The organism is Caballeronia sp. LZ008 (genome assembly GCF_031451435.1).
Classification (GTDB): Bacteria; Pseudomonadota; Gammaproteobacteria; order Burkholderiales; family Burkholderiaceae; genus Caballeronia; species Caballeronia zhejiangensis.
Map to the genome: position 1 here is coordinate 2,948,876 of NZ_JARUXK010000001.1, position 26,910 is coordinate 2,975,785.

Consider the following 26,910-nt stretch of genomic DNA (forward strand, 5'->3'; position numbering starts at 1 on the left):
CCTCAAATCGGATGATGTGATGACGCGTTTCCCTCTGTTGCATAAGCCGGAAACAATTTCCGCCGCGCGCTGACACCGCAGCGGAAAAATCGCCTCACGCGTTCGCGGGGTTCAGCTTGTAGACCTGATACGCCGCAACGAAGGCGTCGAACGTTTCGGTGTCGCTGCTTTCGACGACCGCCTGTTCCACAAGCGATTTTGCCGCAAGCTCGTCCATCGCGCGCTCTTCTGCGACGGAAAGCGGACGCGCACGAAAATCTTCCGCGTGACGCGCGCTGAGATCGAGCGCGAACTCGTCGAAGGTTTGCTGCTTGTCGCGCATCGTTTGCAGCACGCGCGCGGACGGCGTGAGCGACGCATCGGCGATGCGCGGCCGCAGCGCTTCCAGCGCGCGCGTGTGATCGCCGTTGCCGTTTAGCGTGTCGAGCGTCTTCGCGACCGGTTCGATTGCATCGAAGAGTTCTTCGGCCCATTGCTGCATCGGCACGCTTGCGCCGTCGCGTTGCAGCGCGAGACCCGGCTTGCGCCCTTCCTTCGACACCGTCATGAAATTCGCGTTGGCTTCGATGCTCGCGCCGGGCGGCAACAGCGGGCTGTCTTCCAGTGCGCAATAGAGCAGATACGCATCGAGAAAGCGCGCGGTTTCGAGCGAGATGCCCGTCGGCACGAACGGATCGATGTCGAGGCAGCGCACTTCGATGTACTGCACGCCGCGCTCGGCCAGCGCATGCAGCGGACGTTCGCCCGAATGCGTGACGCGCTTCGGGCGGATCGTCGAGTAGAACTCGTTTTCGATCTGCAGCACGTTCGTGTTGATCTGCACCCATTCGCCGTCGCGCTGCGTGCCGATGGCTTCATACGGCGCATACGGCTGGCTCACGGCTTTGGCGAGCACGTCGAGATACGCGTCGAGATTGTCGTAGCTCGGAAGCAGATCGGCCTGCGCCGGATTGTTGGTGTATCCGAGATCGCTCATGCGAAGGCTGGTCGCGTGCGGCAGATAGAACGTGTCGGCATCGAACGTTTCCAGATGATGCTTCTTGCCGGCGACGAAGCGCTTGTTCAGCGCCGGCGACGCGCCGAACAGATACATCAGGAGCCAACTCGTGCGGCGGAAATTGCGGATCAGCGCGAAGTAGCGCTCGGACTGAAAGTCTTTCGCGGACAGCGTGCTCGTCGCATCGAGCGCCTGCCAGGCGCGCCATACGTTTTCATCGAGCGAATAGTTGTAGTGGATGCCCGCGATGCATTGCATCGTGCGGCCGTAGCGCAGCGCGAGGCCGCGCCGGTACACCGTCTTCAACATGCCGATGTTCGACGTGCCGTAATAGCCGAACGGAATCTCGTCCTCGGGCGGCAGCGAGTTGGGCATCGAATTGTTCCACAGCAACTCGTCGCCCATGTGCGCGTACGCGAAGCGATGCAGCGCGTCGAGGCGATCGAGCGTGATCGCCACATCCGATTCGGCGGGCGTGATGAGCTCGACGAGCGCCTCGGAGTAATCGGTCGTGATGAGCGGATGCGTCAGCGCGGAGCCGAACGAGCGCGGATGCGGCGTCATCGCCAGCTTGCCCTGCGGCGTCACGCGCAAGCTTTCTTTTTCGATGCCGCGCAAGCCTTGGCGCAACGCGTCGGCATGCGGACCGGACGCGAGCGCGGCAAGCCTGCGCTCGAAAGCGCCGGCCTTGGTGTGAGCGGGATTCTTGTTTGCCATTGAAGCGTTCTGCGAGGAGCGCGAGCGCGTGTGCGCGCGGTCGTATTTTTAGGGTAGCGGGCACTTTAACATCTCGGTGTAAGGCCTGCTTGGGCCCATATCAGGCAAGGGATTGCGGGTTTTTCGGGAGATTCGCGGGAGATGCGCGGGAGATCCGCGGAATACGCGGCGGTGCGCTTTGGAGCCGCTTGGAGCGGCTCGCGAGGACATCGAAGCGCTCGCGCGTCATGTCGACGGCGAGCGCGCCTGCTTCATGCAACCTTGTTGGTTTCGTTGCGCGCGCGTTCGGTTTCGAGCAGCGTTTCCTTGCGCGGCGTGCCCCAGCGATAGCCGGCGATCGCGCCATCCTTGCCGATGACGCGATGACACGGAATCGCGAGCGCCACCGGATTCGACGCGCACGCATTCGCCACCGCCCGCACCGCGCGCGGCGCGCCGAGCGATTCGGCGATCTCGGTGTAACTGCGCGTCTGCCCATACGGGATGCGCCGCAACGCGTCCCACACGCGCCGTTGAAATGCGGTCGCGCCGATGTCGAGCGGCAAGTCGAAGCGCTCGCGCGTGCCTTGCAGATACGCGCGAATCTGCGCGATGAACGGCTCCAGTTTCGCGGCATCCTCGACGCGTTCGGCCTGCGCGAAATCGGCGGCGAGCTGATCGAGGAGCGTGGGCGCGTCGTCGCCGAACGCGATCTTGCAGACGCCCTTGTCGGTCGCGGCGATGAGCACGGCACCCAGCGGCGTCGCGGCGGTCGCGTAACGCACGGTCAGCCCAGCGCCCTGACGCTTATACGCGGACGGCGTCATGCCGAGTTCCGCGGGCACGGCCTCGTACATGCGCGACGGCGAGCCGAAACCGGCGTCGTGCGTCGCGCGTGTGACGTCGCGGCCGCGCTGCAACGCATCGCGCAGCACGCCGGCACGCTGCGCCGCCTGATACTGACGCGGCGAAATGCCGACGATTCGCGAAAACAGGCGCTGCAGGTGAAACGGGCTGACGTGCACGGCGTCGCTTAATTGCGCGAGCGTCATGCGTTGCTGCGGATCGGCGTCGAGCACCTTGCATGCGCGCTCGACGATCGCGAGTTCGCGCGGCAGGCTCGTCGGCTGGCAGCGCTTGCACGCGCGGTATCCGGCTTGTTCGGCGGAGTCGGTCGTCGGAAAGAATTCGACGTTCTCGCGACGCGGCGCACGCGACGCGCACGACGGTCGGCAAAACACGCCGGTCGTGCGAACGGCGAAGAAGAAGGCACCGTCGGCGCGCTCGTCGCGATCGACGACGGCTTGCCAGCGGCTTTCATCGGAGGAAAAAACAGGGTTCGTGACGGTTTTCATGACGACCTCGATGGCTCTTGGGTACGTGACCACTGTAGAGCCGCCCAACTGAGGTTACGCGCCGATTCTTGCTCTGTCATCGGTCCGCGAAATCCGAAAAGTGACGTTCAGATACCACAAAGGGACGCCATAGGGGTTTTTACCGAAATTTCTATTGCGTCGCATCAAGTGGCTGTGTATGATTGGAACTGTCTCCTCCATGTCTCCTCCTGATATGGATTCAGCCCGCCCACTAAGGCGGGCTTTTTTTCGTCCGTGGTTTTTGCGTGTTCGAAACGTCAGCGCGAAAAAAACCGGGCGCGTGGCCCGGTTTCTCGTAGACGATTCCGCCGCCGTTACAGCACGTAGCGCGACAAATCCTCGTCTTGCGCCACATCGCCGAGCGCGCGTTCCACATACGGCGCGTCGATTCGCACAGGCTTGCCGGCATGATTGCCCGCCGCGAACGACACTTCTTCGAGCAGCTTCTCGATCACCGTATAAAGCCGCCGCGCGCCGATATTCTCGGTCTTCTCATTCACCGAAAACGCGATTTCCGCGAGACGCCGGATGCCGTCTTCCGCAAAGTCGAGCTCGACGCCTTCGGTCGCCAGCAGCGCCTTGTACTGCTTGACGAGACTCGCATCAGTCGAATTCAGGATCGATTCGAAATCGCCGACGGACAGCGAATCCAGCTCGACGCGAATCGGAAAGCGCCCCTGCAGTTCGGGAATCAGATCGCTCGGTTTGGCGAGATGAAACGCGCCGCTCGCGATGAACAGGATGTGATCGGTCTTGATCATCCCGTACTTCGTGTTGATGGTCGTGCCTTCGACGAGCGGCAGCAGGTCGCGCTGCACGCCCGCGCGCGAGACTTCGGCGCCGCCCGTCTCGCTGCGCGACGCGATCTTGTCGATCTCATCGAGAAACACGATGCCGTTCTGCTCGACGTTCTGCACCGCCTTGCTCTTGACCTCTTCGTCGTTGAGCATCTTGCTGGCTTCTTCGTCGGTCAGCAGCTTGAGCGCTTCCTTGACCTTCACCTTGCGGCGCGTCTTCTTGCCGCCGCCGATGTTCGCGAACATCGAGCGAATCTGTTCGGTCATGTCTTCCATGCCCGGCGGCCCCATGATGTCCATGCCGACTTGCGGCATTTCCACATCGAGCTCGATTTCCTTGTCGTCGAGCGCGCCTTCGCGCAGGCGCTTGCGGAAGGTCTGACGCGTGGCGTTGTCGCCGCCTTCGCTGCCCGACGACTCGATCGCGTTCGTGGCGCCGAATCCGACCGGCCGCGCCGTCGGCAGAAGAATGTCGAGGATGCGGTCTTCCGCGCGATCTTCGGCCTTCGTGCGGACTTTCTTCATCTCGGATTCGCGCGTCTGCTTCACGGAAATCTCGATCAGATCGCGCACGATGCTGTCCACGTCGCGGCCCACGTAGCCCACTTCGGTGAACTTGGTCGCTTCGATCTTGATGAACGGCGCGTCCGCGAGCTTGGCGAGACGCCGCGCGATTTCGGTTTTGCCGACGCCCGTCGGCCCGATCATCAGAATGTTCTTCGGCGTGATCTCCTGACGCAGCGGCTCGGCGACCTGCTGACGGCGCCAGCGGTTGCGCAGCGCGACGGCAACCGCCTTCTTCGCGCGCCCCTGGCCGATGATGTGCTTGTCGAGTTCGGAGACGATTTCGGAGGGAGTCATGGTGGTCATCGCAAAAGTCCTTTATTCGATCGTCTCGATGACGCGATTGTGGTTGGTGTAGATGCACATGTCGCCGGCGATGGTCAGCGCCTTCTCGACGATGTCGCGCGGCGAGAGATCGGTGTTCTCAATGAGCGCCTGCCCCGCAGCCTGCGCATAGGCGCCGCCCGAGCCGATCGCCGCGATGCCGTGCTCCGGATCGAGCACGTCGCCGTTGCCGGTGATGACGAGCGTGTTGTCCTTGTCGGCGGTGATGAGCATGGCTTCGAGGCGTCGCAGCATGCGATCGGTGCGCCAGTCTTTCGCCAGTTCGACGGCGGCGCGCGTCAGATTGCCCTGATGCTTCTCGAGTTTGGCTTCGAAGCGGTCGAGCAGCGAGAACGCGTCGGCCGTGCCGCCGGCGAAGCCGACCAGCACCTTGCCGCCATAGATGCGGCGCACCTTCTTCGCGCCCCCTTTCATGACGATATTGCCGAGCGTCACCTGACCATCGCCGCCCAGCGCGACCTTGCCGTCGCGGCGCACGGAGACGATGGTCGTGCCGTGAAATTGTTCCATGTGCGTTCCTTGGATAAACAGACGATGCGTGGCGATGAAAGTCCGCCGCGCAGTCGAGAATTCGATGGAGTGCACGGCGCGGGGTTCCGTCGGGCGTGAGGCCCGAGGCGGACGGCGCCGCGCTCGCGCTTGCCGCGATGAAGCTTTTGCGGCGCGCGTCGGATTCATTTTAGGGCGACGCCGGATTTATCAAGGCGTACGGTATCGGCGCTCGCCGTTTTTACCGGGCACAAAGCAAAAAAGGCATCCCTTCGTTGGATGCCTTTTTGCCGATGCGACTGCTTCTGCACAACTTTTTTGCGGCGGCGTCTTCCCCGTTGCGGGCGGTCCCGCGACGCTCGCCTGCCGACAGCGATTTCAGTCGCCGAACAGCTTCTGACGCAGTTCGCGGCGTTCCTGCGCTTCGAGCGACAGCGTGGCGGTCGGACGCGCGAGCAGGCGCGGAATGCCGATCGGCTCGCCGGTCTCTTCGCACCAGCCGTAATCGCCGGACTCGATGCGCGCGAGCGACTGCTGCACCTTCTTCAGAAGCTTGCGTTCGCGATCGCGCGTGCGCAGTTCCAGTGCATGTTCTTCCTCGATGGTCGCGCGGTCCGCCGGGTCCGGCACGATCACCGTTTCCCGCAGGTTCTCGGTCGTCTGGCCGGCATTCTTCAGAATGTCCGCTTGCAACTGTTCGAGCCGGTTCTTGAAGAAGGCGAGTTGATCCTCGTTCATGTAGTCCTTCTCGCTCATCTTCAGGATTTCGGCTTCGGTCAAGAGTTTCGTTGTCATCAGCTTGCTTCTTCAATGTAGGGCGATGTCTTCGCAACGCCCGCACTTGCGTTACCCGCATTCAGCGCATCCGTACGCTAGGGGCTACGCGACACGTCGATGCGGGGCCGAACTCCTCTGGAAACCGATATTGGATGATGCTCCGGAAGACCGGGCGCATTCGCATGGCCCCGGATTTCCGGCCCCGGTGCTTTGACTTGATTTGCCTTCCCCCGGCAAATCGAGGCATCGTCCCGACGGGACATCCCTTCTCCCAAGATCCGCTGGCCGAGCGCCTCGAAGACGCGCATTCAGCGGAACTGCCCTTCTCCAGTGGGGCTGTATTGTAACTGAACCGCAAATTCCAACTAAACCTACGGAAAACCCTGTCGATTTGCGCCGGAATTTCAAAAATATAACGCCTGAACGCGCAAAAAGCGATGACGCTTGGTGGGCGCGACTACATACGCGCACCGAAAGTCGGACATGAAAAACGCCGCGCGCGAGCCCTTCGCGGCGGCGTTCTGTGTCAGTGCCCGTTTTGTCGCCCCGCGTGATTCGCGGCAATCCAAGCGAGATGCATGCCGGATTACTTCACCAGGCAGGCGTCGAGGCCGTCGGTGATCAGATCCTTCGGCAGTTCGATGCCGATGAACACCATCTTGCTGTTCTTCTTCTCGATCGGCATCCACTTGCCGGCGAGATCGCTGCCCATCATCTGATGCACGCCCTGGAACACGACCTTGCGATCGACGCCCTTCATATAGAGCACGCCCTTGTAGCGCAACAGGCGCTCGCCATAAATCTGCAGAATGCCGCCGAGGAAGTCTTCGAGGCGGTTCGGATCGAACGGCTTGTCGCTGCGATACACGAACGACTTGATCTTGTCGTCGTGATGCGCGTGATGATGATGGTGATGCCCGTGCTCGTGATCGTGGCTGTGGTCGTGACCGCAGGTCGAATGATCGTGATCGTGATCGTGATCATGGTCATGCGCGTGGTCATGATCGTGATCGTCTTCCGCGAGGAAATCCGGATCGATCTCGAGCTTCGAGTTCAGATTGAAACCGCGCAGATCGAAAATTTCCTTGATGTCTGCGTCGCCGAAATTCACGACCTTGATCGCCGCGCGCGGGTTCATGTGCAGCAGGCGATGCTTCAGCGCTTCGAGTTCGTCGGCGGAAACGAGATCGGATTTCGTGATGAACAGGCGATCCGCGAAGCCGACCTGACGCTGCACCACTTCGTGCTGGTCGAGCTGCGCATTCGCGTGCTTCGCGTCGACGAGCGTGATGATCGCGTCGAGCAGGAATTCGTCGGCGACGGTGTTGTCCATGAAGAACGTCTGCGCGACCGGACCCGGATTCGCGAGGCCGGTGGTTTCGATCACGACGCGGTCGAAATCGAGCGTGCCCGCCTTCTTGCGGTTCGCGAGGTCTTCGAGCGCGCGCGCGAGGTCGCCGCGGATCGTGCAGCAGATGCAGCCGTTGCTCATCTGGATGATCTGCTCGTTCGTCTCCTGCACGAGGATCTCGTTGTCGATGTTCTCTTCGCCGAACTCGTTCTCGATCACGGCGATCTTCATGCCGTGCTTCTCGTTCAGGATGCGCTTGAGCAGCGTGGTTTTGCCGCTGCCCAAAAAGCCGGTCAGGATGGTTACGGGAATCATGGTGTCGCCTTTTAAGTTCGGGAAACGCGCGGAATCGAATATTGGAACATATTTGCGGAGCCGACGCTTCGTGCGCCCTTCGCTCGCGAATCGCCCTTAACTGAGGCCGATCACGCGATTTGCAACAGCAGCCCTTTCAGATACTCGCCTTCCGGAAACGCCGTCAGCAACGGATGATCCACGCCCGCGCCGAGCCGCTTGAGGATGCGCGCATCGGCGCGCGCGTCGGCCGCCGCGCTCGCGACGATCTTCTGGAACAAGTCGGCATCGATCGCGCCGGAACATGAGTACGTGAAAAGCAGGCCGCCTGGACGCAGCAACTTGAAGCCGCTCAGATTGATGTCCTTGTACGCGCGCGCGGCGCGATCGACGGTTTCCTTCGACGGCGCGAACTTCGGCGGATCGAGCACGATCAGGTCGAAGCGACGGCCTTCGTCGTAGAGACGGCGCAGCGTCTTGAACGCATCGGCGTCTAGCCATTCGGCTTTCTCCGCGTCGAAGCCGTTGGCCTTCACGTTCTCCCGCGCGAGCGCGAGCGCTTCGCCCGATGAATCGACGGAGACCACGCGCGTCGCCCCGCCTTTCAGCGCGGCCAGCGAGAATCCGCCCGTGTAGCAGAAGCAGTTGAGCACTTCGCGGCCTTGCGCGTTCTGCGCAACGAGCACGCGGTTGTCGCGCTGATCGACGTAAAAGCCCGTCTTGTGGCCATTGCGCACGTCGACGTGATAGCGCACGCCGCATTCGTTCGCGATGAGCGTCGCCGGAGGCGCGTCGCCGGCGAGCACGCCGGTCGTCTGTTCGAGACCTTCCTTCTGGCGGATCGACACGTCCGAGCGCTCGTAGACGTTCGCGCAACCGGTCGCATCGACGAGCGCCTGCACGATCGCGGCTTTCCATGACTCGACGCCCGTCGCCATGAACTGGCAGACGAGCTGTGCGTGATCGCCGGTATCCGCGACGTAGTAATCGACGATCAGGCCCGGCAAGCCGTCCGCTTCGCCGAATATGAGGCGCGTCGCGCCGGTGTCCTTGACCATCGTGCGCCGATGCGCGACCGCGCGCTGCACGCGGCGCTTGAAGAACGCGTGATCGATGGGCTCGCTTTCATCGAACGTCCAGACGCGCGCGCGAATCTGCGATTGCGGGCTGTACGACGCGCGCGCGAGAAAGCGTCCGTCGGCCGCGCGAATGACGACCGTCGCGCCCGGCGCGGGATTGCCGTCGATGCGCGCGATGGCGTTCGCATAAATCCACGGATGGCGGCGGACGAGCGACTTGTCCTTCGCCGGTTTGAGCGTGATGGTGTCCATTGCAAGCCGAGGCGGCGCGCAGGGCGCTCGCGGAGTTAATCGCGCTTCTTCGCGCGCGGGTGCGCCGCATCGTAGACGCGGGCGAGATGCTGAAAATCGAGCGATGTATAAATCTGCGTGGCCGTGATGCTTGCATGGCCGAGCAGTTCCTGCACCGCGCGCAGGTCGCCGCTCGATTGCAGGACGTGCGTGGCGAACGAATGCCGCAGCACGTGCGGATGCACATTCGACGGAATGCCCGCGAGCAGCGCGAGCCGCTTCACGCGTTCGCGCACCACGCCGGGCGACATGCGGTTGCCGCGCACCGAGAGAAAGAGCGCGTGCGGTTCGAGCTTGACGAACTCGTCGCGCACGGCGAGCCAGGCGCGCAGCGCTTCGACCGCCTTGCTGCCGACCGGCACTTTGCGCATCCGCTTACCTTTGCCGAGCACCGTGACTTCGGCGCCTTCCAGATCGATCCAGCCTTCGGACCGGTGTTCGGCAGTGTCGACGTGGCGAACGTCCAGCCCGACCAGTTCCGCGAGCCGCAGACCCGACGAGTAGAACAGTTCGAGTATCGCGTGATCGCGCAGCGCTTCGGTCGTATCGGCTTGCGGCGCGTCCATCAGCCTCGCGGCGTCATCGACGGAAAGCGCCTTCGGCAGCGTCTTTTCGCGCTTGGGCGCGCGCACCGTCGCGACCGGATTCGCGGGCATCTCGACGCGCTCGGCGAGCCATCGATAGAACGCGCGCCATGCCGACAGCCGATGCGCGATCGAACGCGACGATAATCCGCTCGCGTGCGCGCGCACGACCGCGCCGCGAATATCGGCGGATGTGAGCGATTCCAGTGGACGATCCTTGGCGAGCGCGCGCAGCTCGCTCAACTCGTGCGTATAGCCGCGCAGCGTGTGCTCGGAAAGATGCCGCTGATGCTCGAGCATCGCGAGATAGTCGGCGATCACGTCGGCGGCGGCGTTCATCGTCAATGCGGCAGCAGGCGGGACAGCGCGGCGCTCGCGAGCGCGCCGATCTGCGTGAGGAAATCCGTCGCCATGCCGTCGTGGAAGCGGCGCGGATCAGGCGAGCCCATGACGAGCAGGCCGAAGCTCGGCGCATCCGGGCCGGCTTGCGGATCGCGCAGCGCGATGAGCGACACGGATTCGATCTTGCGGTCGATGTCGGACGGGCCGTCGCTCGGCGCGACCGTCGCCGATGCCGAGTTCGCCGCGCCCAGCCACTGCGCGGCGGCGAAGCCGGTATTCACGCCGCAGTACGGCGCGGCGAGACCGGTCGTGAAAAGGCGTACTTCCTCGCCGACCTGACGGGCGAAATCGGCTTGGCGATAAGCTTCGTCGATATCCCACACGCGCAGCGCGGCGTGCGGCACGTCGAAGATTTCGCACAGCCCCTTGCTGATGGTCGCGGGCAGCGCGTACGGATCGCGCTGCGAGATTACGCGCACGGTCCAGCGATTGAACTTGGTCGAGATGCTGTCGTTTTCGTGGCCGTAGCGCAGCAATTCGGCGAGACGCCGTTCGAGCTGCTTGTTCTTGTCGCGCAGCATTTCCATCTGGCGTTCCTGCAGCGACACGGCCGCTTTGCCGTGCGGATTCGAAAGCCGGATGGTGCCGAGCAGTTCCGCGTGCTCGACGAAGAAATCAGGGTTGTCGAGCAGATAGTCGGCGACTTCGCGTGGATTCATGGTGACGTGTATGCGTTAAACGATGCGATCGAGCTCGATCTCGCCTTCGAAGACCGTTGCGGCGGGCCCGGCCATGAAGAGCGCGGCGGTTTCGTTCTTCGCGCCGTCCCAGCTGATCGTGAGCGTGCCGCCGTGCGTCTCGACGCGAACGGGCGAATCGAGCCGGCCGCGGCGAATGCCGGCCGCCACCGCCGCACATGCGCCCGTGCCGCACGCGAGCGTTTCGCCCGCGCCGCGCTCGTAGACGCGCAGTTTCACCGAATGCCGATCGACGATCTCCATGAAGCCCGCATTGACGCGCTTTGGAAAGCGCGCGTGACGTTCGACGAGCGGACCTTCGGTCAGAACGGGATACGCCTCGACGTCATCGACGATCTGGACCGCGTGCGGATTGCCCATCGACACGACGGAAATCCAGCGCCGGTCGTTGATCGAGCCGTTCACGTCGAGCGGCCAGAGCGTGTCGTTGCCTTCCTTCCGGCCTTCGAGACCTTGCGCGTCGAACGGCACTTTCGGCGGATCGAACACCGGCGTGCTCATATCGACGACGACTTCGCCGTTCTCCTGCATCGTCAGCGTGATGACGCCGTTTTGCACCTGCACGCGCACCGTCGATGCATCCGTCAGACGCCGGTCGCGGACGAACTTCACGAAGCAGCGCGCGCCGTTGCCGCAATGCTCGACTTCACCGCCATCGCAATTGAAGATGCGGTACTTGAAGTCGACGCCTTCGATCGTCGGCTTTTCCACGAGCAGCAACTGATCCGCGCCGACGCCGAAATGACGGTTCGCGAGCGCGCGCACCTGTTCGGCGGACAGATCGAGCGCCTGCGTGTAGCCGTCGAGCACGACGAAGTCATTGCCCGCGCCCTGCATTTTTGTGAATTTCAGTTTCATGGCCGCTATTGTATGTGAGCCGCGATGCCGCGTTTCGCGCGATTCAGGCGTCAATAAAAGCTCGGGTCGCCCGGCGGGCGCGTCTTGAAGCGCTTGTGCACCCAATAATATTGCTCGGGCATGCGCGGAATCTGCTCTTCCAGAAACGCGTTCATGCGGCGCGCGTCGGCCTCGTCGTCGCCGCTCGGATAATTTTCCCAAGGTTTGAAGACTTTCAGCCGATAACCCTTGTAGTTCGGCAAAACTTCTCCGATGAAGGGCACGACCTGCGCCTTGCCCGTCTTCGCGAGCCGGCCGACGGCGGTCAGCGTGCACGTCGGGATGCCGAAGAACGGCACGAACGTGGAGTTGCGCATGCCGTAGTCCATGTCCGCGCCGAGCATCACGGGTTTGCGATCGCGCAGCCAGCGCAGCACGATGCGCGCGCTGTCGGCGCGGCTCGCCATGTCGGCGCCGAAACGGGCGCGCTGTCTCTTCGCCAGTTCCTCGATCTGCGGATTCGAAAACGGCTGATACAGCGAACCGCAGCGCCGATGCAGCGAGTAGTTGAGAAAGATCGAGCCCGCCTCGATGCCGACGAAATGCAGACCGAGAAAGAGCGTGGGCGGACGATCGGGATCGGTGCGCTCGATGGCGCTATCGACTTCGATCAGCTTTTCGAGCTTCTTCGCGGAGCCGAACCATTGCACGCTGCGCTCGACGTAACTGCGGATCGCGTGCCGAAAGTGCTTCTGCGCGATGTCCTCGCGTTTTTCGTCGGACCACTCGGGGAAGCACAGCTTCAGATTCGTATGGACGATGCGCTTGCGACGGCTCGGAATCTGATAGAGCAGCCAGCCGAGGCCGTCGCCGAAACGCGCGGTGATGCCGTATGGAATCACCGCGAGGAATTTGAGAAAACCGATGGCGAGCGCCACGCCGATACGACCTAGCATGACTCGCTCCGGCGGGCGGACGAGTGGAGCGGGACCGAGGAAGTCAAAAGGGTCAATTCTGTGAAAACTAAGGAAACCGGTATAATAAAACCTTCGCCGAGTTAATGGACAACTTGCGGGGCGAAGCGGGTCGGAGTCTTCTTACTTTCGAGAAGCGCCGGCCTGGAAGCACATCCGCTAAAGCGTCGCCGCTTCAGACTCCAAAAGAAGACGGCTACGTGAATATCAACCGTACTTTTATTGGAGTCTGAAGCGTGTCGAACGACTACCTCTTTACTTCCGAATCCGTTTCCGAAGGCCACCCGGACAAGGTTGCCGACCAAGTCTCCGACGCCATCCTCGACGCCATTCTGTCGCAGGACAAATATTCGCGCGTCGCCGCGGAAACGCTGTGCAACACCGGTCTCGTCGTCCTCGCGGGCGAAATCACGACCACCGCCAACGTCGATTACATCCAGGTCGCGCGCGACACCATCAAGCGCATCGGTTACGACAACACCGACTTCGGCATCGACTATCGCGGCTGCGCGGTTCTCGTCGCGTATGACAAGCAATCGCCGGATATCGCGCAAGGCGTGAACAAGGCGCACGACGACAATCTCGATCAGGGCGCGGGCGACCAGGGCCTCATGTTCGGCTACGCCTGCGACGAAACGCCCGAACTGATGCCGCTGCCGATCCACCTTTCGCATCGCCTCGTCGAGCGTCAGGCAAACCTTCGTCGCGATGGCCGTTTGCCCTGGCTGCGTCCGGACGCGAAGTCGCAAGTCACCGTGCGTTATGTCGATGGCCGCGCGCATTCCATCGATACGGTCGTGCTGTCGACGCAACATTCGCCGGACATCGACCTGCCGCAACTGCGCGAAGCGGTGATCGAGGAAGTCATCAAGCCGACGCTGCCGAAGGAACTCATCAAGGGCGACATCAAGTTTCTGGTGAACCCGACGGGCCGCTTCGTCATCGGCGGTCCGCAGGGCGACTGCGGTCTGACGGGCCGCAAGATCATCGTCGACACGTACGGCGGCGCGGCTCCGCACGGCGGCGGCGCGTTCTCGGGCAAGGATCCGTCGAAGGTCGACCGCTCGGCGGCGTACGCGGGACGTTATGTCGCGAAGAACATCGTCGCGGCCGGTCTCGCATCGCGCGCGCTGATCCAGGTTTCGTACGCAATCGGCGTGGCACGTCCGACTTCGGTGATGGTGAACACGTTCGGCACGGGCCGCGTGTCGGATGCCGAAATCACGAAGCTCGTTCTGGAGCATTTCGATCTGCGTCCGAAGGGCATCATCCAGATGCTCGATCTGCTGCGCCCGATCTACGAAAAGACGGCGGCATACGGTCACTTCGGCCGCGAAGAGCCTGAATTCTCGTGGGAAGCCACCGACAAGGCGCTCATGCTGGCCGAAGCGGCGGGCACGGAGCCGGTCGCAAGCGTGGCGTAACGCCATTCGCCGAACGCGCGGGACAAGAACCGGCAAGCATCGCGCTTGCCGGTTTTTTTTCGCCTGCGCGGCGCGTTTCTTGCGACCGAACCGGACGGCAAAACCGATCATCCACGGAGCCGTCATGCCGTTCGAAACGCTTCTTTCTCCCGTCACAATCGGCAATCTCGAACTGCCGAATCGCGTGGTGATGGCGCCGCTCACGCGCAATCGCGCGTCGCAGCCCGGCGATGTACCCAGCGAAATGAACGCGCACTATTACGCGCAGCGCGCGGGCGCGGGACTCATCGTGACCGAGGCGACGCAGGTTTCGCGGCAAGGTCAGGGTTATGTCGCGACGCCCGGCATCTATTCCGACGCGCAGGAAGCCGGATGGAGAGCCGTCGTGGGCGCGGTTCACGCGCGGCACGGGCGCATCGCGTCGCAGCTGTGGCATGTGGGGCGCGTGTCGCATCGATCGCTGCAGGAGGGCGATGCGCCGCCCGTCGCGCCGTCCGCGATCCGCGCGCGCGACACGCAAGTGTTCGTGAGACACGATGACGGCACCTACGGCATGACCGACGCCGACGAACCGCGCGCGCTTGAGATCGGCGAGTTGCCGGGCATCGTGCTGCAGTTCGTCGATGCCGCGCATCGCGCCAAGCGCGCCGATTTCGACATGATCGAAGTCCACGCGGCCAACGGCTATCTGCTGCATCAGTTCATGGCGACGGGCACCAACCATCGCACCGACGAGTACGGCGGCGGCATCGAAAATCGCGTGCGGCTGGTCGTCGATGTGCTGGAGGCGGTCGCGGGCGTGATGGGCGCGAATCGCGTCGGCATCCGGATATCGCCGAACTTCACGGGATTCGATCTGCACGACGATGAAGGCGAAGCGTCATCGCTGTATCTGGCGCGCGAGCTGAAGCGCATCGGCATCGCGTATCTGCATCTGGCGGAAGGCGATTGGGCCGGCGGCGCGCCGCTTTCGGACGGCTATCGAGACGCGCTGCGCGAGGCTTACGACGGCGCGATCATCGTCTGCGGCGAATACACCGCGGAAGAAGCCAATGCGCGCATCGAACGAGGCGAAGCCGACGCCGTGGCTTTCGGTCGCGCGTTTCTCGCGAATCCGGATTTGGTCGAGCGCTTCAGGATGAACGCGCCGCTCAACGCGCCCGACGAGGCGACGTTCTACGGCGGCGGAGAGAAAGGCTACACGGACTATCCGACGCTCGACGAGGCCGAGCGCAAGTGAGGGATTGCGCGATTGCGCGATTCAGCGCGCCGCGAACGCGTACCAGCCGGCGCTCGTCGCCGACACGCGACGCGGACGACGGCTCGTCAGCGCAGCCGCTTTCGGCTTCGGCGCGGGCGCGCGCAACTGCACCGGACGGCGCAACAGCGCGCGCAACGACACCCGGCGCGAGGCCGCGCGCACGCGCAAATTGAAGAAGAAACCGCGGAACCACGACCGGATGCCGTCGACCGGATGCACGTTCTTCAGTTGCTCGGCGAGCAATTGCGTGCGGGTGGAGTGATGGCGCAGCGCGCGGATCATGCCGCGGCGCGCAGGACGCGCGGCTCGCGATGCGACGCGAGTAAGTCCGATAGCGATTCGGTGGTTCATGTCGGCGGGAAAGGTCGGTTTGCGTGGAAGCAGACTCGACGATAGTCGTCTCAAAAATGAAGTTCAACGCTTCGATTCAACAGCATTTGCGAAGTTGCACCGAATTGATGCGGATCAATGTACAGGACCAGTATTACCCGGGTAAGTCCGCGTTTTCCCTGCCGTTTCATGAAGCGGCTGCTTATAAAAATCGGCGGAAGCGTTCTCGCATGGGCCTTCCTGCGCTGCCGGATTTACAATCCCCGTATTCGCCCCAATTCCGGATATAGCGTCGACGGCATGAAGAAATTCGAAAGCCGCCGGAGCCAAGAACTGAAATGTCTGATCAAAACCTGCTGAAATCGAAGAAGGAACAGGTGCACGAGCTGCGTCGAAACGGCTACGTGATCGTGAAAGGGCTGGTTTCGCAGGAACGCCGCGACGCGATGCTCGAAGTCGCGCGCCGGCAACTCGCCGAGGCCGCCGCGCCGGTCGAGTTCGAGGCCGATCTGAAATATCCCGGCGCGCCGGATTCGAAGGACGCGCCCGGCGGACACACCGTGCGCCGCCTGCTCGACGCCTACGCGCGGCATCCGCTTTACGCGGAGTTCGCGACATCGCCGGAAGTGCGCGGATGGATGGAGTTGTATTTCGGCGAGACGCCGTATTTGTCGCGCGCGCATCACAACTGCATGATGACGAAGCACCCGGCGTACGGCAGCCTGACCGGCTGGCATCGCGACGTGCGCTACTGGGCGTTCGAGCGCGACGATCTCGTTTCCGCGTGGGTCGCGCTCGGCAACGAAACGGTGGAAAACGGCGCGCTGTGGTTCGTGCCGATGTCGCACAAGCTGCCGTTCACATCGGATCGCTTCGACGACGCGAAATTCTTCCGCTCCGACTTGCCCGAGAATGCCGCGCTGATCCGCACGGCGGTGTCGCCCGCGCTGGAACCGGGCGACGTCGTGTTCTTCCACTGCAACACGCTGCATTCGGCGGGCAAGAACCTCACCGATCAGGTGAAGTTCTCGCTCGTGTTCACGTATCGCGGCGCGAGCAACGCGGCGCTGCCCGGCACGCGCTCGGCGTCGAAGCCGGAAGTGCCGCTCGTCTGACGTCTGAGCGTTTGAGCGTTTCAGCGTTTCGACGGAATCGTGAGGCCGATCAGCCCGGCGAGCGACGCGACGATGCCGCCCGCGATCAGCCAGATGGTCTTGTTCGTGGGCGAGCCGGTGAAGAAGCGCGCGACGTCGCTGGAGAGCGAATGAAACGACTGGCCGCCGAAATACAGCAGCACGACGCCGCCGACTAGCAGCGCAACGGAAATCGCTCGGGTCATGGCGTGGTCTCTTGGCTGGAAAAGCGCGTCAGGTTAGCGGGTCGGCGCTCGCGCGTCCACTCACGCCGCCTGCGCCTGCTCGCGCGTGTACGGCTGAATCTTGCGCAGGAGGTCGGCCATCACGTACTGATGATCGCTTCTGCTCGTCCACGCGCCGAGGTTGTATTTGACGCCGGTGTCCGTGTAATCGGTCACGGCGACCCACGGCGCCGACGGCCCGTCCTGCACGATGCGCGGATCGTCGCTCATCAGCTTGCGCAGTTCCTCGAGCACACGCTCGACCTTCAGCCCATGCTGTGCCTGAAAGTTGATGACGACGCGACGCCGATCGTTCGCGCTGTAGTTCGTGATGGCGTTCGCCCAAATGAGGCTGTTCGGCACGAACATGATGATGCCGTCGGCTTTCGTGAGGCGCGTCGTGAAAAGTCCGATCTCGTTGACCGTGCCCGCCGTCGTCCCGACGCCTTCGATGTAATCGCCGACGCGAAACGGACGCAGCAGCAGGAGCATCAGGCCGGCCGCGATGTTTTGCAGCGTGCCCTGCAGCGCGAGGCCGATGGCGAGGCCGGCGGCGCCGAGCACGGTCAGGATGCTGGCGGCGGCAATGCCGAGCTTGCCGAGCGCGGCGACGATCGCGACGACGCGGATCGCCCACAACGCGAGGCTGGCGAGCACCGGGGTGAGCGTGGCATCGACATTGGTGCGAGCGAGCGTGCGGCGCAGGGTGTTCGCGACGGCGTTCGAAATCCACCAGCCGACCGCGAGAATCAGCAGCGCCAGCAGAATATCGATGCCGTAAGTCACGGCAATTGCACTAAACGAATCGTAAGCGGGGCGAAGTCTGTCGATCGAATCCATGGGTAGCGGTCCTTCAAAACGAATCTGCTTTTGTCCGCGATCGCGTTGGATCGTTCCCCTTGCTGGCCATCCGGCCTATACCGAATAGCGGGACGGCATCGCGTGCCGTGCGCGCCCAGCCCCGATTGGCTTACCATTGACGCCCTCGACAGCGTGCGTGTCCGCGCGTGCCGCGTGAAATGCACGTTGTCCGTTCCAGTCCGTTCAATTCGCCATCCGCAGAGGAAATCCGTCATGGCCTACGAAGCAGCCTCCGAGCGTTACACGCAGATGCAATACCGCACTTGTGGCAGGAGCGGGTTGAAACTTCCTGCGCTGTCGCTCGGTTTGTGGCACAACTTCGGCGATACGACGCCGATCTCCACGCAACGTGAAATCCTGCGCACGGCGTTCGATCTCGGCGTCACGCATTTCGATCTCGCGAACAATTACGGCCCGCCGTACGGCAGCGCCGAAACGAACTTCGGGCGCATCTTCAAGGACGACTTCCGCCCCTATCGTGACGAACTGTTGATCTCCTCGAAAGCCGGCTGGGACATGTGGCCCGGTCCGTACGGCCAAGGCGGCGGCTCGCGCAAATACGTGCTGGCGAGCCTCGACCAGAGCCTGAAGCGCATGGGCCTCGATTACGTCGACATCTTCTATTCGCACCGTTTCGACGCCGATACGCCGCTCGAAGAAACCGCTGGCGCGCTGGCGACGGCCGTGCATTCGGGCAAGGCGCTTTACGTTGGCATCTCGTCGTACTCGGCGTCCAAAACACGCGAGATGGCCAAGCTGCTTGCCGAGCACAAGGTGCCGCTGCTGATCCATCAGCCGTCGTACAACATGCTGAACCGCTGGATCGAAGAAGACCTGCTCGACACGCTCGACGACATCGGCGCGGGAAGCATCGCGTTTACGCCGCTCGCGCAAGGTCTGCTGACCAGCAAGTATCTGAATGGCGTGCCGCAGGACGCGCGCGTCAACAAACCGGGCGGCGGCTCGCTCAAGCAGGAACATCTGAGCGATGCGAACCTCGCGCACGTCCGCAAGCTCAACGATCTCGCGCAGAAGCGCGGCCAGAGCCTCGCGCAGATGGCGCTCGCGTGGGCGCTGCGAGGCGGGCGCGTGACCTCGGTGCTGATCGGCGCGAGCCGCGCGGAGCAAGTCGTCGAGAACGTCGGCGCACTGAAGAATCTCGATTTCTCGAAGGAAGAACTCGCGGAAATCGATCAGCACGCGAAGGAAGGCGGCATCAACCTGTGGGAAAAACCGTCGACGGATCAGCGCATCTGACACGCGTGCGGCCTTTCGCCAGAAGGGTATTTCGAGATACGCGCGGCGTCCGTTGCTATCATGCGGACTCGGCGGCTTTTCCGCAGCGATAAGAGTTGCCGCCGAGGCCGGCCACCGGCCGCGCAGTCAGCCGAAAGTGCATTTCTTCTGCACGCACGTTCGCCCACGAGGCGCGCGTGCGCGCCACCGCCGCCGTATCGACGTTCGGACCGCGAAACGACTATCGGGTTAAAATAGCCGATTGCGCCGGGCTGTCAGTTTTTTTGCGCGAAGTTCACGCGTGGCGCGGCGTGAATCGCTGTCCTCGCATCGCGGGTTTCGGATCAATCGGCGACCTTCACCATTCGATCGTCCCGTTCGGACAGCGCAGCGCCCCTCGTTGCGCCCTCGTAGCGCGCTTTGTTTTCGACATCGGCCCGGCGTGGCATCCGCCGCCAGCCAGGCGCGAGCGTCAGAGCGTCACCGCTTTCGCACAGTTAGAGCACAGTTCAAGAAGCCATGAGCAACCTTAATTCTCAAACCGTTCTGAGCGTCCATCACTGGACCGACACGCTTTTCAGTTTCACCTGCACCCGCGACAGCTCGTTCCGCTTCGAGAACGGCCAGTTCACGATGGTGGGTCTCGAAGTCGACGGCAAGCCGCTTCTGCGCGCGTACAGCCTCGCGAGCGCGAACTACGAAGAGCATCTCGAATTTCTGAGCATCAAGGTTCCGGACGGCCCCCTGACCTCGCGCCTGCAACATCTGAAAGTGGGCGATTCCGTGCTGATCGGCAAGAAGCCGACGGGCACGCTCGTCGCCGACAATCTGCTGCCCGGCAAGACGCTGTGGCTGCTGTCGACCGGCACGGGCCTCGCGCCGTTCATGTCGATCATCAAGGACCCGGACGTCTACGACCGCTACGAGAAGATCGTGCTGACGCACACGTGCCGTTTCGTCGACGAACTCGCGTACAAGGATTTCATCACCGAGCACTTGCCGGCGCATGAGCATATCGGCGAAATCGTGTCCGAAAAGCTCGTCTATTACCCGACGGTCACGCGGGAGGAGTTCGCGAACCGTGGTCGCATCACCGATCTGATCGAGACCAAGAAGCTGTTCGCCGATCTCTCGGTCGAGCCGTTCTCGGTCGAAAACGACCGCGTGATGCTCTGCGGCAGCCCGCACATGCTGCGCGACACGCGCGAACTGCTCGACGCGATGGGCTTCCAGGAAGGCAGCAACAACCATCCTGGCCACTACGTCGTGGAAAAGGCGTTCGTCGGATAAGCTGTCTCGACGTCGCGATTGCACAAACCGGAGCCTCGCGCTCCGGTTTTTTTTCGCCTCGACGAAATCACCATACGCGCGTCGCTGTTACAAATTGACCACGGTCGGTAGGTCTTTTTCCTACGCATTATGCGCAGCGGACTTGGTAAACGACATGAAGTTCGACCGCCGAAGCCTTGCGCGACATGGATTTATCATTTTTTTGAGATATGATGCGTTTACTTTTTGACGGCGCAGGCCATCCCGTAGTCCGTCAACGATGTTACTGAGTGTAAATTCGGTTACGCCGCTCGTGAGTTACCCGAGGACGTAGCTCCAGTTGCGCTCGAAGCGAGGATAGTGAATGAACCCGTCGGCCACGATCACGCTCGATGAGAACCCGATTCGCCGCGCTCCGCTGCGCGCGGTTCCGTCACCGTCGCCGGAATGCTCCGGCGCGTCGTTTGCCTCACCCTATTCCGCGCTGATCGACGCCAAGCTCAAGGGCGACCGTCAGATTCAGCGTCTCACCGCCCGCGTCCAGGAACTCGCCGCGCTGCTCGCCGCCACCGAAGAGCGCGCGCGTCAGGCGCTCGCGCAAGACCTGCACGACGCGAGCGGCGCCGCGCTCACCGTCGCGAATATCGCGCTCGCTCGCGCCGAGCACTGGCTGCCCGCCGATGCGCCCGCCGCGCTCGACGACGCGCTGCATCAGGCGCGCGCAGCGCTCGCGGATGTCTGCGAGACGAGTCATCGCATCGTCGAGGGATTGCAGACGCCGACTTTCGATGCCGACTTCGCCGCCACGCTGGCCGGCTGGATCGCGGATTTCGGCGCGCGCACGGCGATCGCCGTCGATTTCTCGTGCCCCGACGATGCGCGCCTCGATCGCATGTCGCACGACATGTCGCTCGCGCTCTTTCGCGTGATGCAGGAAGCGCTCGGCAACGTCGCGCGTCACGCGCACGCCGGGCATGCGCGCGTGTCCGTCGCGCTCGACGGACAAGGCGTGATCCTGCTCGTCGAAGACGATGGCGTCGGCATCAGCGCGGCGGCGCGTCGCAAGAGCGGACGCTTCGGCCTTTCGGGAATGCGCGCGCGCTGCGAGGCGCTCGGCGGCAATCTGCGCGTCGCGGCGGCGAAGCCTGCCGGCACGTGCGTGCGCGCGCGTTTCCCGTGGGCTGCGGCGGGTCCGGGCCTGTTCACGCTCAGCGTGGTCAACGCCTGAGGCCGCCGCGATGCTCAGAATCCTGCTCGCCGACGATCACGGCATCGTGCGCCGCGGCGTCGCGCAATTGCTGCTGGAGCGCGGCGTCGCATCCGAAGTGCTGGAGGCCGAGACCGGCATGCAGGCGCTCGCGCTCGCCGCGCGTCGCCCGCTCGATGTCGCGATGCTCGACATCTCGCTGCCGGACATCAACGGCATCGACGTGTTGAAGCGTCTCAAGCGCGAAAGCCCGCGTCTGCCGGTGCTGATGTTTTCGATGTATCGCGAAGATCAATATGCGGTGCGCGCGTTGAAGGCGGGCGCGGCGGGCTATCTGTCGAAGACGGCGGACCCCGCGCTGATGATCGGCGCGATTCAGCAAGTCGCCGCAGGCCGAAAATACGTAAGCCCTGAAATGGCCGAAGCCCTCGCAACCTACGTTTCGCTCGATACGGACCGGTTGCCGCACGAGAAGCTATCGGACCGCGAATATCAGACGCTGTGCATGCTTGCTTCGGGAAAACGGCTCACTGATATCGCGAACGCCTTATCGCTTTCGGTTAAGACCGTAAGTGTTTATCGCGCGCGGTTGCTGGAGAAAATGAAGCTCGCCAACAACGCAGAGCTTACGTTCTATGTGATGAGCAACCGTCTCGTCGACATGAATCCCGCCATCGCCGGGTAGGTTTTATCTCGTGCTAGATAAAACGGGTGGATCGTAACAAATTGCCGCAATTCTGCGTTGCATGCTCAATGGATAGGCAATCTCTGAGTCTCCGATAAAATATCGGGTTTTCCCGAGGTAACGGCCGCTCGCGCGCGCCAGAAGGAGACTCATCGCAATGTCGTTGTTCCGCAAGAAAAACATCGAGCACATGCTGGCCGGCGCGCACAGCACATCGCTCAAAAAGACGCTCGGCGCCCTGGATCTGACGTTCCTCGGAATCGGCGCGATCATCGGCACGGGCATTTTCGTGCTGACCGGCACCGGCGCCGTCCAGGCCGGCCCGGCGCTCATGATTTCGTTCATCATCGCGGCGATCGCGTGCTGCTTCGCCGCCCTCGCCTACGCGGAATTTTCGTCGACGATTCCGGTCGCCGGTTCCATCTACACGTATTCGTATGCGACGCTCGGCGAACTCGCCGCGTGGATCATCGGCTGGGATCTGATGCTCGAATACGGGCTCGCGACGTCCGCCGTTTCGGTCGGCTGGTCGGGCTACTTGCAGTCGCTGCTCGCCGGCTTCGGCATCTCGCTGCCGACCGCCCTCACCGCCGCGCCCGGCGCGTTGCCCGGCGAGGTCACGTTCTTCAACCTGCCCGCGTTCCTCGTGATGATGGCGATCACCTGGCTGCTTTCGGTCGGCGTGAAGGAATCGACGCGCCTGAACAACATCATGGTCGCGATCAAAGTGACCATCGTGCTGCTCGTGATCGCGGTCGGCGTGTTCCATGTGAAGCCGGCAAACTGGCAGCCGTTCATGCCGAACGGCTGGTCCGGCGTGTTCGGCGCGGCGGCCGTCATGTTCTTCGCGTTCATCGGCTTCGATTCGGTGTCGTCGGCGGCCGAGGAAGTGAAGAATCCGAAGCGCGATCTGCCGATCGGCATCATCTCGTCGCTCGCGGTGTGCGCCGTGCTGTACGTGGCGGTCGCGGCCGTCGTGACCGGCATCGTGCCCGCGCCGCAGTTCGCGAACAATCCGCATCCGGTGTCGTTCGCGCTGCAAGTCGCGGGTCAGAACTGGGTCGCGGGCTTCATCGATCTCGGCGCGGTGCTCGGCATGCTCACCGTGATTCTCGTGATGAGCTACGGCCAGACGCGCATCATCTACGCGATGTCGCGCGACGGCCTCTTGCCCGCGCGGCTTTCGAAGGTGCATCCGCGCTACGCGACGCCGTTCCTCACGACGTGGATCGTCGGCATTTTCTTCGGTCTGATCGGCGCGCTCGTGCCGCTCAACGTGCTCGCCGAGCTCATCAACATCGGCACGCTCGCCGCGTTCTCGATGGTCTCCATCGCCGTGCTGATCCTGCGCCGCACGCATCCTGACTTGCCGCGCGCGTTCCGCTGCCCCGGCGTGCCGGTCGTGCCGATTCTGGCGGTGGCGTCGTGTCTGTTCCTGATGGTCAATCTTCAGGCGATGACGTGGATCGCGTTCGTGCTGTGGCTCGTGATCGGCCTCGCGATCTATTTCGTGTACTCGCGACGCCATTCGGTGCTCGGACGTCGAACGCACGAGCAGCGAGAGACCGTGACGCACTGAGCGTCTTTGCTCGACACAAGAGCGCCGCCCTCGAGGCGGCGCTTTGCATTTGCAGCGGCAAAACCTTGAGTTTGGGACGGACGTTCGCGCCGATAGCGACGCCCGCCGATTTGTGTTTTACTCATTGTCACAAACACATAACACCAATTCCGGCTGAACGCTCACGGCGGCAGATGGCAGGTGCGTGGCGTGAAGCTGGATCGTCCTCACTTAGGAGACAGTGAAAATGGCGCTCAGCATCAGCCTGACGGTCAATGGGAAACCGGTGACCGCCACCGTCGAACCGCACGTTCTGCTCGTCCAGTTTCTCCGCGATCAACTCAGGCTCACCGGCACGCATATCGGCTGCGACACGGCGCAGTGCGGCGCGTGCACCGTCCATCTCGATGGCCGCGCGATCAAGTCGTGCAACATCCTCGCCGCGCAGGCGGACGGCATGGAAGTCACGACCATCGAAGGCATGGCGAAAGACGGCCAGCTTCATCCGATGCAGGCGGCGTTCAGGGAATGTCACGGCCTTCAGTGCGGCTTCTGCACGCCGGGCATGGTGATGAGCGCGAGCGCGCTGGCTGCGCAATCGCCGAATCTCTCCGAAGAAGAAGTGCGCGAGCAGCTCGACGGCAATCTGTGTCGCTGCACGGGCTATCACAACATCGTCAAGGCGGTCTTGCAGGGCGCGCAAAACATGAAAGCGGGCGCCTGATTCCGCGTCAATCCACATTCCACACGATGTATCGCGCCTTTGACCAAGGAGATCGCGATGAATGCCCCTGAGCAACAGAAACTGATCGGCGCTGGCGTGAAGCGCAAGGAAGACTATCGATTCCTGACGGGCGCGGGCCAGTACACCGACGACGTCGTCATGCCGCAGCAAAGCTACGGCGTGTTCCTGCGTTCGCCGCACGCGCACGCGAAGATCGCGCGCATCGATATGGAAGCGGCGCTGAAGTCGCCGGGCGTGATCGGCATCTTCACCGGCAAGGACATGGCGGGCGAGAACGTCGGCGGACTGCCGTGCGGCTGGCTCATCCACAGCACCGACGGCTCGCCGATGCACGAGCCGCCGCATCCCGTCATCGCGCACGACAAGGTGTTGCACGTCGGCGATCAGGTCGCGCTCGTCGTCGCCGAATCGGTGAAGGAGGCGAAGGACGCGCTCGAACTCATCGAGGTCGATTACGACGAACTGCCCGCGACGGTCGATACGGCGAGCGCATCGGACGCGGGCCAGCCGCTCGTGCACGACAGCGTGCCGAACAACGTCTGCTACAACTGGGGCCACGGCGACAAGGCCGCGACCGACGCCGCGTTCGCGAAAGCCGCGCACGTCACGACGCTCGATATCGTGAATCAGCGGCTCGTGCCGAACGCGATCGAGCCGCGCGCGGTCAACGCGAGCTATTCGAAGCACGACGACAGCTACACGGTCTACGTCGCGAATCAGAACCCGCACGTCGAGCGCTTGCTGATGGCGGCGTTCGTGCTGTCGCTGCCGGAATCGAAGCTGCGCGTGATCGCGCCGGATGTCGGCGGCGGCTTCGGCTCGAAGATTTTCCTGTATCCGGAAGATGTCGCGCTGACGTGGGCATCGAAGAAAGTCGGGCGTCCGATCAAGTGGGTGGCCGAGCGCTCCGAAGCCTTCCTCTCCGACGCGCACGGCCGCGATCATGTGACCAAGGCCGAACTCGCGCTCGACAAGGACAACAAGTTCATCGGCATGCGCGTGCATACGACGGCGAACATGGGCGCGTATCTGTCGACGTTCGCATCGTCGATTCCGACCGTGCTCTACGCGACGCTGCTCGCGGGCCAGTACACGACGCCCGCGATCTACGCCGAAGTGAAAGCGGTCTTCACGAACACGGTGCCCGTCGATGCCTATCGCGGCGCGGGCCGGCCGGAAGCGACGTATGTCGTCGAGCGGCTCGTCGAGACGGCGGCGCGCGAGCTGAACATCGATCCCGTCGAATTGAGGCGGCGCAATTTCATCCGCGAGTTTCCGTACGCGACGCCGGTCGGTCTCACGTACGACATCGGCGATTACGACGCGTGCCTGAATCGCGCGCTGGAACTCGCGGATGTCGCGGGTTTCGCAAAACGGCGCGACGAATCGAAGCAGAAGGGCAAGCTGCGCGGCATCGGCTATTCGTGCTACATCGAAGCGTGCGGGCTCGCGCCGTCGAACGTGGCGGGCGCGCTCGGTGCGCGTGCGGGTCTCTTCGAAGCGGGCGAAGTGCGCGTGCATCCGACCGGCTCCGTCACCGTCTTCACCGGTTCGCACAGTCACGGACAGGGCCACGAAACGACGTTCGCGCAAGTGGTCGCGGACCGGCTCGGCATCGCGATCGAGAACGTCGAGATCATTCACGGCGATACGGGGCGCATCCCGTTCGGCATGGGCACGTACGGCTCGCGTTCGATTTCGGTGGGCGGCTCCGCGATCATGAAAGCGCTCGATAAAGTCGAAGCGAAGGCGAAGAAGATCGCGGCGCATCTGCTGGAAGCGTCGGCGGAAGATATCGAGTTCACCAACGGCGTGTTCCGCGTGAAGGGCACCGATCGCACGAAATCGTTCGTCGACGTCTCGCTCGCCGCGTACGTGCCGCACAACTTCCCGCTCGAAACCATGGAGCCGGGCCTCAACGAAAACGCGTTCTACGATCCGACCAACTTCACGTATCCGTCGGGCGCGTATGTGTGCGAAGTCGAGGTCGATCAGGACACCGGCGAAACGCGCATCGAAAAGTTCACGGCCGTCGATGACTTCGGCAACGTCATCAATCCGATGATCGTCGAAGGGCAAGTGCATGGCGGGCTGGGGCAGGGCATCGGCCAGGCGATGCTCGAACGCTGCGTCTACGATGACAGCACCGGCCAGTTGCTCTCCGGCTCGTTCATGGATTACGCGATGCCGCACGCTAGCGATCTGCCGAACTTCACCGTCGAGACCGCGAAGGGCACGCCGTGCACGCACAATCCGCTCGGCGTGAAGGGCTGCGGCGAAGCGGGCGCAATCGGTTCGCCGCCGGCGGTCATCAACGCGATTCTCGATGCGCTCGCGCCGCTCGGCGTGAAGGACTTGCAGATGCCCGCGACGCCGCATCGCGTGTGGACCGCGATGCATAACGCTCAACGCGCCTGAGGAGACCG

Annotated in this window: 24 protein-coding genes; 10 read left to right on the forward strand and 14 right to left on the reverse strand. The window is 63.1% G+C overall.

Going from position 1 to position 26,910, the window contains the following annotated elements; translation table 11 throughout:
* Nucleotides 1–94: 94 nt before the first annotated feature.
* From gshA to QCE49_RS13770, 11 genes are all read right to left on the reverse strand, one after another.
* The gene (gshA, locus tag QCE49_RS13720; protein ID WP_175979677.1) at nt 95–1,714 is read right to left on the reverse strand and encodes a glutamate--cysteine ligase; all 1,620 of its coding nucleotides are present in this window, start codon (nt 1,712–1,714) and stop codon (nt 95–97) included.
* A 251-nt stretch (nt 1,715–1,965) separates the two neighbouring features.
* Nucleotides 1,966–3,048 (reverse strand): bifunctional DNA-binding transcriptional regulator/O6-methylguanine-DNA methyltransferase Ada, encoded by a 1,083-nt coding sequence (ada, locus tag QCE49_RS13725; protein WP_250457077.1) that lies wholly within the window; start codon nt 3,046–3,048, stop codon nt 1,966–1,968.
* A gap of 335 nt (nt 3,049–3,383) precedes the next feature.
* Complete coding sequence (gene hslU, locus QCE49_RS13730; RefSeq protein WP_008352370.1) at nt 3,384–4,736, reverse strand: ATP-dependent protease ATPase subunit HslU; 1,353 nt, start codon at nt 4,734–4,736, stop codon at nt 3,384–3,386.
* Nucleotides 4,737–4,748: 12 nt separating this feature from the next.
* Complete coding sequence (gene hslV / locus QCE49_RS13735) at nt 4,749–5,285, reverse strand: ATP-dependent protease subunit HslV (RefSeq protein WP_250457076.1); 537 nt, start codon at nt 5,283–5,285, stop codon at nt 4,749–4,751.
* 357 nt (nt 5,286–5,642) lie between these two features.
* Entirely contained in the window at nt 5,643–6,059 is a 417-nt protein-coding gene (gene dksA / locus QCE49_RS13740; RefSeq protein WP_008352366.1) for an RNA polymerase-binding protein DksA, read from the reverse strand.
* 568 nt (nt 6,060–6,627) lie between these two features.
* Entirely contained in the window at nt 6,628–7,707 is a 1,080-nt protein-coding gene (locus tag QCE49_RS13745; protein WP_250457075.1) for a GTP-binding protein, read from the reverse strand.
* Nucleotides 7,708–7,817: 110 nt separating this feature from the next.
* On the reverse strand, nt 7,818–9,017 hold the full coding sequence (locus tag QCE49_RS13750) for a class I SAM-dependent rRNA methyltransferase (protein ID WP_008352362.1): 1,200 nt from the start codon (nt 9,015–9,017) through the stop codon (nt 7,818–7,820).
* A 35-nt stretch (nt 9,018–9,052) separates the two neighbouring features.
* Nucleotides 9,053–9,979: a tyrosine recombinase XerC gene (xerC, locus tag QCE49_RS13755; protein ID WP_239294365.1), complete on the reverse strand. Its 927-nt coding sequence runs from the start codon at nt 9,977–9,979 to the stop codon at nt 9,053–9,055.
* Nucleotides 9,980–9,981: 2 nt separating this feature from the next.
* Nucleotides 9,982–10,701, reverse strand: coding sequence for a DUF484 family protein (locus tag QCE49_RS13760; RefSeq protein ID WP_008352358.1), 720 nt, complete (start codon nt 10,699–10,701; stop codon nt 9,982–9,984).
* A gap of 15 nt (nt 10,702–10,716) precedes the next feature.
* Nucleotides 10,717–11,598 (reverse strand): diaminopimelate epimerase, encoded by an 882-nt coding sequence (gene dapF, locus QCE49_RS13765; RefSeq protein ID WP_008352356.1) that lies wholly within the window; start codon nt 11,596–11,598, stop codon nt 10,717–10,719.
* Between the two features lie 50 nt (nt 11,599–11,648).
* The gene (locus QCE49_RS13770) at nt 11,649–12,533 is read right to left on the reverse strand and encodes a lipid A biosynthesis lauroyl acyltransferase (protein ID WP_309806025.1); all 885 of its coding nucleotides are present in this window, start codon (nt 12,531–12,533) and stop codon (nt 11,649–11,651) included.
* A 254-nt stretch (nt 12,534–12,787) separates the two neighbouring features.
* Here QCE49_RS13770 and metK point away from each other — a divergent pair, with 254 nt between their 5' ends.
* Both metK and QCE49_RS13780 read left to right on the forward strand, forming a co-directional pair.
* Nucleotides 12,788–13,975, forward strand: coding sequence for a methionine adenosyltransferase (gene metK / locus QCE49_RS13775; RefSeq protein WP_008352353.1), 1,188 nt, complete (start codon nt 12,788–12,790; stop codon nt 13,973–13,975).
* 124 nt (nt 13,976–14,099) lie between these two features.
* Entirely contained in the window at nt 14,100–15,215 is a 1,116-nt protein-coding gene (locus tag QCE49_RS13780) for an alkene reductase (protein WP_250457074.1), read from the forward strand.
* A 21-nt stretch (nt 15,216–15,236) separates the two neighbouring features.
* Here the strand turns inward: QCE49_RS13780 and QCE49_RS13785 are convergent, their stop codons facing one another.
* Complete coding sequence (locus QCE49_RS13785) at nt 15,237–15,518, reverse strand: hypothetical protein (protein WP_008352351.1); 282 nt, start codon at nt 15,516–15,518, stop codon at nt 15,237–15,239.
* A gap of 386 nt (nt 15,519–15,904) precedes the next feature.
* Here QCE49_RS13785 and QCE49_RS13790 point away from each other — a divergent pair, with 386 nt between their 5' ends.
* Nucleotides 15,905–16,681, forward strand: a complete 777-nt coding sequence (locus QCE49_RS13790; RefSeq protein ID WP_008352350.1) for a phytanoyl-CoA dioxygenase family protein — start codon at nt 15,905–15,907, stop codon at nt 16,679–16,681.
* Nucleotides 16,682–16,701: 20 nt separating this feature from the next.
* Here QCE49_RS13790 and QCE49_RS13795 read toward each other — a convergent pair whose 3' ends face one another.
* Entirely contained in the window at nt 16,702–16,905 is a 204-nt protein-coding gene (locus tag QCE49_RS13795; protein ID WP_008352349.1) for a DUF3185 family protein, read from the reverse strand.
* A gap of 60 nt (nt 16,906–16,965) precedes the next feature.
* Nucleotides 16,966–17,763, reverse strand: coding sequence for a mechanosensitive ion channel family protein (locus tag QCE49_RS13800; protein ID WP_008352348.1), 798 nt, complete (start codon nt 17,761–17,763; stop codon nt 16,966–16,968).
* Between the two features lie 234 nt (nt 17,764–17,997).
* Here QCE49_RS13800 and mgrA point away from each other — a divergent pair, with 234 nt between their 5' ends.
* The 7 genes from mgrA (at nt 17,998) to QCE49_RS13835 (ending at nt 26,902) form a co-directional block, all read left to right on the forward strand.
* Nucleotides 17,998–19,041 carry an L-glyceraldehyde 3-phosphate reductase gene (gene mgrA / locus QCE49_RS13805; RefSeq protein ID WP_008352347.1) on the forward strand — a complete coding sequence of 348 codons (1,044 nt, stop codon included), beginning with the start codon at nt 17,998–18,000 and terminating at the stop codon, nt 19,039–19,041.
* A gap of 498 nt (nt 19,042–19,539) precedes the next feature.
* Complete coding sequence (locus tag QCE49_RS13810) at nt 19,540–20,310, forward strand: ferredoxin--NADP reductase (protein ID WP_008352345.1); 771 nt, start codon at nt 19,540–19,542, stop codon at nt 20,308–20,310.
* A gap of 343 nt (nt 20,311–20,653) precedes the next feature.
* Nucleotides 20,654–21,517 (forward strand): sensor histidine kinase, encoded by an 864-nt coding sequence (locus tag QCE49_RS13815; protein WP_250457073.1) that lies wholly within the window; start codon nt 20,654–20,656, stop codon nt 21,515–21,517.
* Between the two features lie 10 nt (nt 21,518–21,527).
* Nucleotides 21,528–22,181 carry a response regulator transcription factor RqpR gene (gene rqpR, locus QCE49_RS13820; RefSeq protein WP_008352341.1) on the forward strand — a complete coding sequence of 218 codons (654 nt, stop codon included), beginning with the start codon at nt 21,528–21,530 and terminating at the stop codon, nt 22,179–22,181.
* Between the two features lie 157 nt (nt 22,182–22,338).
* Nucleotides 22,339–23,760 carry an amino acid permease gene (locus tag QCE49_RS13825; protein WP_284508404.1) on the forward strand — a complete coding sequence of 474 codons (1,422 nt, stop codon included), beginning with the start codon at nt 22,339–22,341 and terminating at the stop codon, nt 23,758–23,760.
* Nucleotides 23,761–23,986: 226 nt separating this feature from the next.
* Nucleotides 23,987–24,463, forward strand: coding sequence for a (2Fe-2S)-binding protein (locus tag QCE49_RS13830; RefSeq protein WP_008352336.1), 477 nt, complete (start codon nt 23,987–23,989; stop codon nt 24,461–24,463).
* Nucleotides 24,464–24,520: 57 nt separating this feature from the next.
* Nucleotides 24,521–26,902: a xanthine dehydrogenase family protein molybdopterin-binding subunit gene (locus tag QCE49_RS13835; protein ID WP_250435380.1), complete on the forward strand. Its 2,382-nt coding sequence runs from the start codon at nt 24,521–24,523 to the stop codon at nt 26,900–26,902.
* Nucleotides 26,903–26,910: the final 8 nt, after the last annotated feature.

Coding starts and splice junctions, on each gene's coding strand:
- hslV (WP_250457076.1), bottom strand. CDS start 5,285: ATGGAACAATTTCACGGCACGACCATCGTCTCCGTGCGCCGCGACGGC.
- QCE49_RS13785 (WP_008352351.1), bottom strand. CDS start 15,518: ATGATCCGCGCGCTGCGCCATCACTCCACCCGCACGCAATTGCTCGCC.
- gshA (WP_175979677.1), bottom strand. CDS start 1,714: ATGGCAAACAAGAATCCCGCTCACACCAAGGCCGGCGCTTTCGAGCGC.
- QCE49_RS13810 (WP_008352345.1), top strand. CDS start 19,540: ATGAGCAACCTTAATTCTCAAACCGTTCTGAGCGTCCATCACTGGACC.
- dksA (WP_008352366.1), bottom strand. CDS start 6,059: ATGACAACGAAACTCTTGACCGAAGCCGAAATCCTGAAGATGAGCGAG.
- QCE49_RS13780 (WP_250457074.1), top strand. CDS start 14,100: ATGCCGTTCGAAACGCTTCTTTCTCCCGTCACAATCGGCAATCTCGAA.
- QCE49_RS13745 (WP_250457075.1), bottom strand. CDS start 7,707: ATGATTCCCGTAACCATCCTGACCGGCTTTTTGGGCAGCGGCAAAACC.
- QCE49_RS13825 (WP_284508404.1), top strand. CDS start 22,339: ATGTCGTTGTTCCGCAAGAAAAACATCGAGCACATGCTGGCCGGCGCG.
- QCE49_RS13760 (WP_008352358.1), bottom strand. CDS start 10,701: ATGAATCCACGCGAAGTCGCCGACTATCTGCTCGACAACCCTGATTTC.
- QCE49_RS13815 (WP_250457073.1), top strand. CDS start 20,654: ATGAACCCGTCGGCCACGATCACGCTCGATGAGAACCCGATTCGCCGC.
- rqpR (WP_008352341.1), top strand. CDS start 21,528: ATGCTCAGAATCCTGCTCGCCGACGATCACGGCATCGTGCGCCGCGGC.
- mgrA (WP_008352347.1), top strand. CDS start 17,998: ATGGCCTACGAAGCAGCCTCCGAGCGTTACACGCAGATGCAATACCGC.
- xerC (WP_239294365.1), bottom strand. CDS start 9,979: ATGAACGCCGCCGCCGACGTGATCGCCGACTATCTCGCGATGCTCGAG.
- QCE49_RS13835 (WP_250435380.1), top strand. CDS start 24,521: ATGAATGCCCCTGAGCAACAGAAACTGATCGGCGCTGGCGTGAAGCGC.
- QCE49_RS13800 (WP_008352348.1), bottom strand. CDS start 17,763: ATGGATTCGATCGACAGACTTCGCCCCGCTTACGATTCGTTTAGTGCA.
- QCE49_RS13750 (WP_008352362.1), bottom strand. CDS start 9,017: ATGGACACCATCACGCTCAAACCGGCGAAGGACAAGTCGCTCGTCCGC.
- QCE49_RS13795 (WP_008352349.1), bottom strand. CDS start 16,905: ATGACCCGAGCGATTTCCGTTGCGCTGCTAGTCGGCGGCGTCGTGCTG.
- ada (WP_250457077.1), bottom strand. CDS start 3,048: ATGAAAACCGTCACGAACCCTGTTTTTTCCTCCGATGAAAGCCGCTGG.
- QCE49_RS13830 (WP_008352336.1), top strand. CDS start 23,987: ATGGCGCTCAGCATCAGCCTGACGGTCAATGGGAAACCGGTGACCGCC.
- QCE49_RS13770 (WP_309806025.1), bottom strand. CDS start 12,533: ATGCTAGGTCGTATCGGCGTGGCGCTCGCCATCGGTTTTCTCAAATTC.
- hslU (WP_008352370.1), bottom strand. CDS start 4,736: ATGACCACCATGACTCCCTCCGAAATCGTCTCCGAACTCGACAAGCAC.
- QCE49_RS13790 (WP_008352350.1), top strand. CDS start 15,905: ATGTCTGATCAAAACCTGCTGAAATCGAAGAAGGAACAGGTGCACGAG.
- dapF (WP_008352356.1), bottom strand. CDS start 11,598: ATGAAACTGAAATTCACAAAAATGCAGGGCGCGGGCAATGACTTCGTC.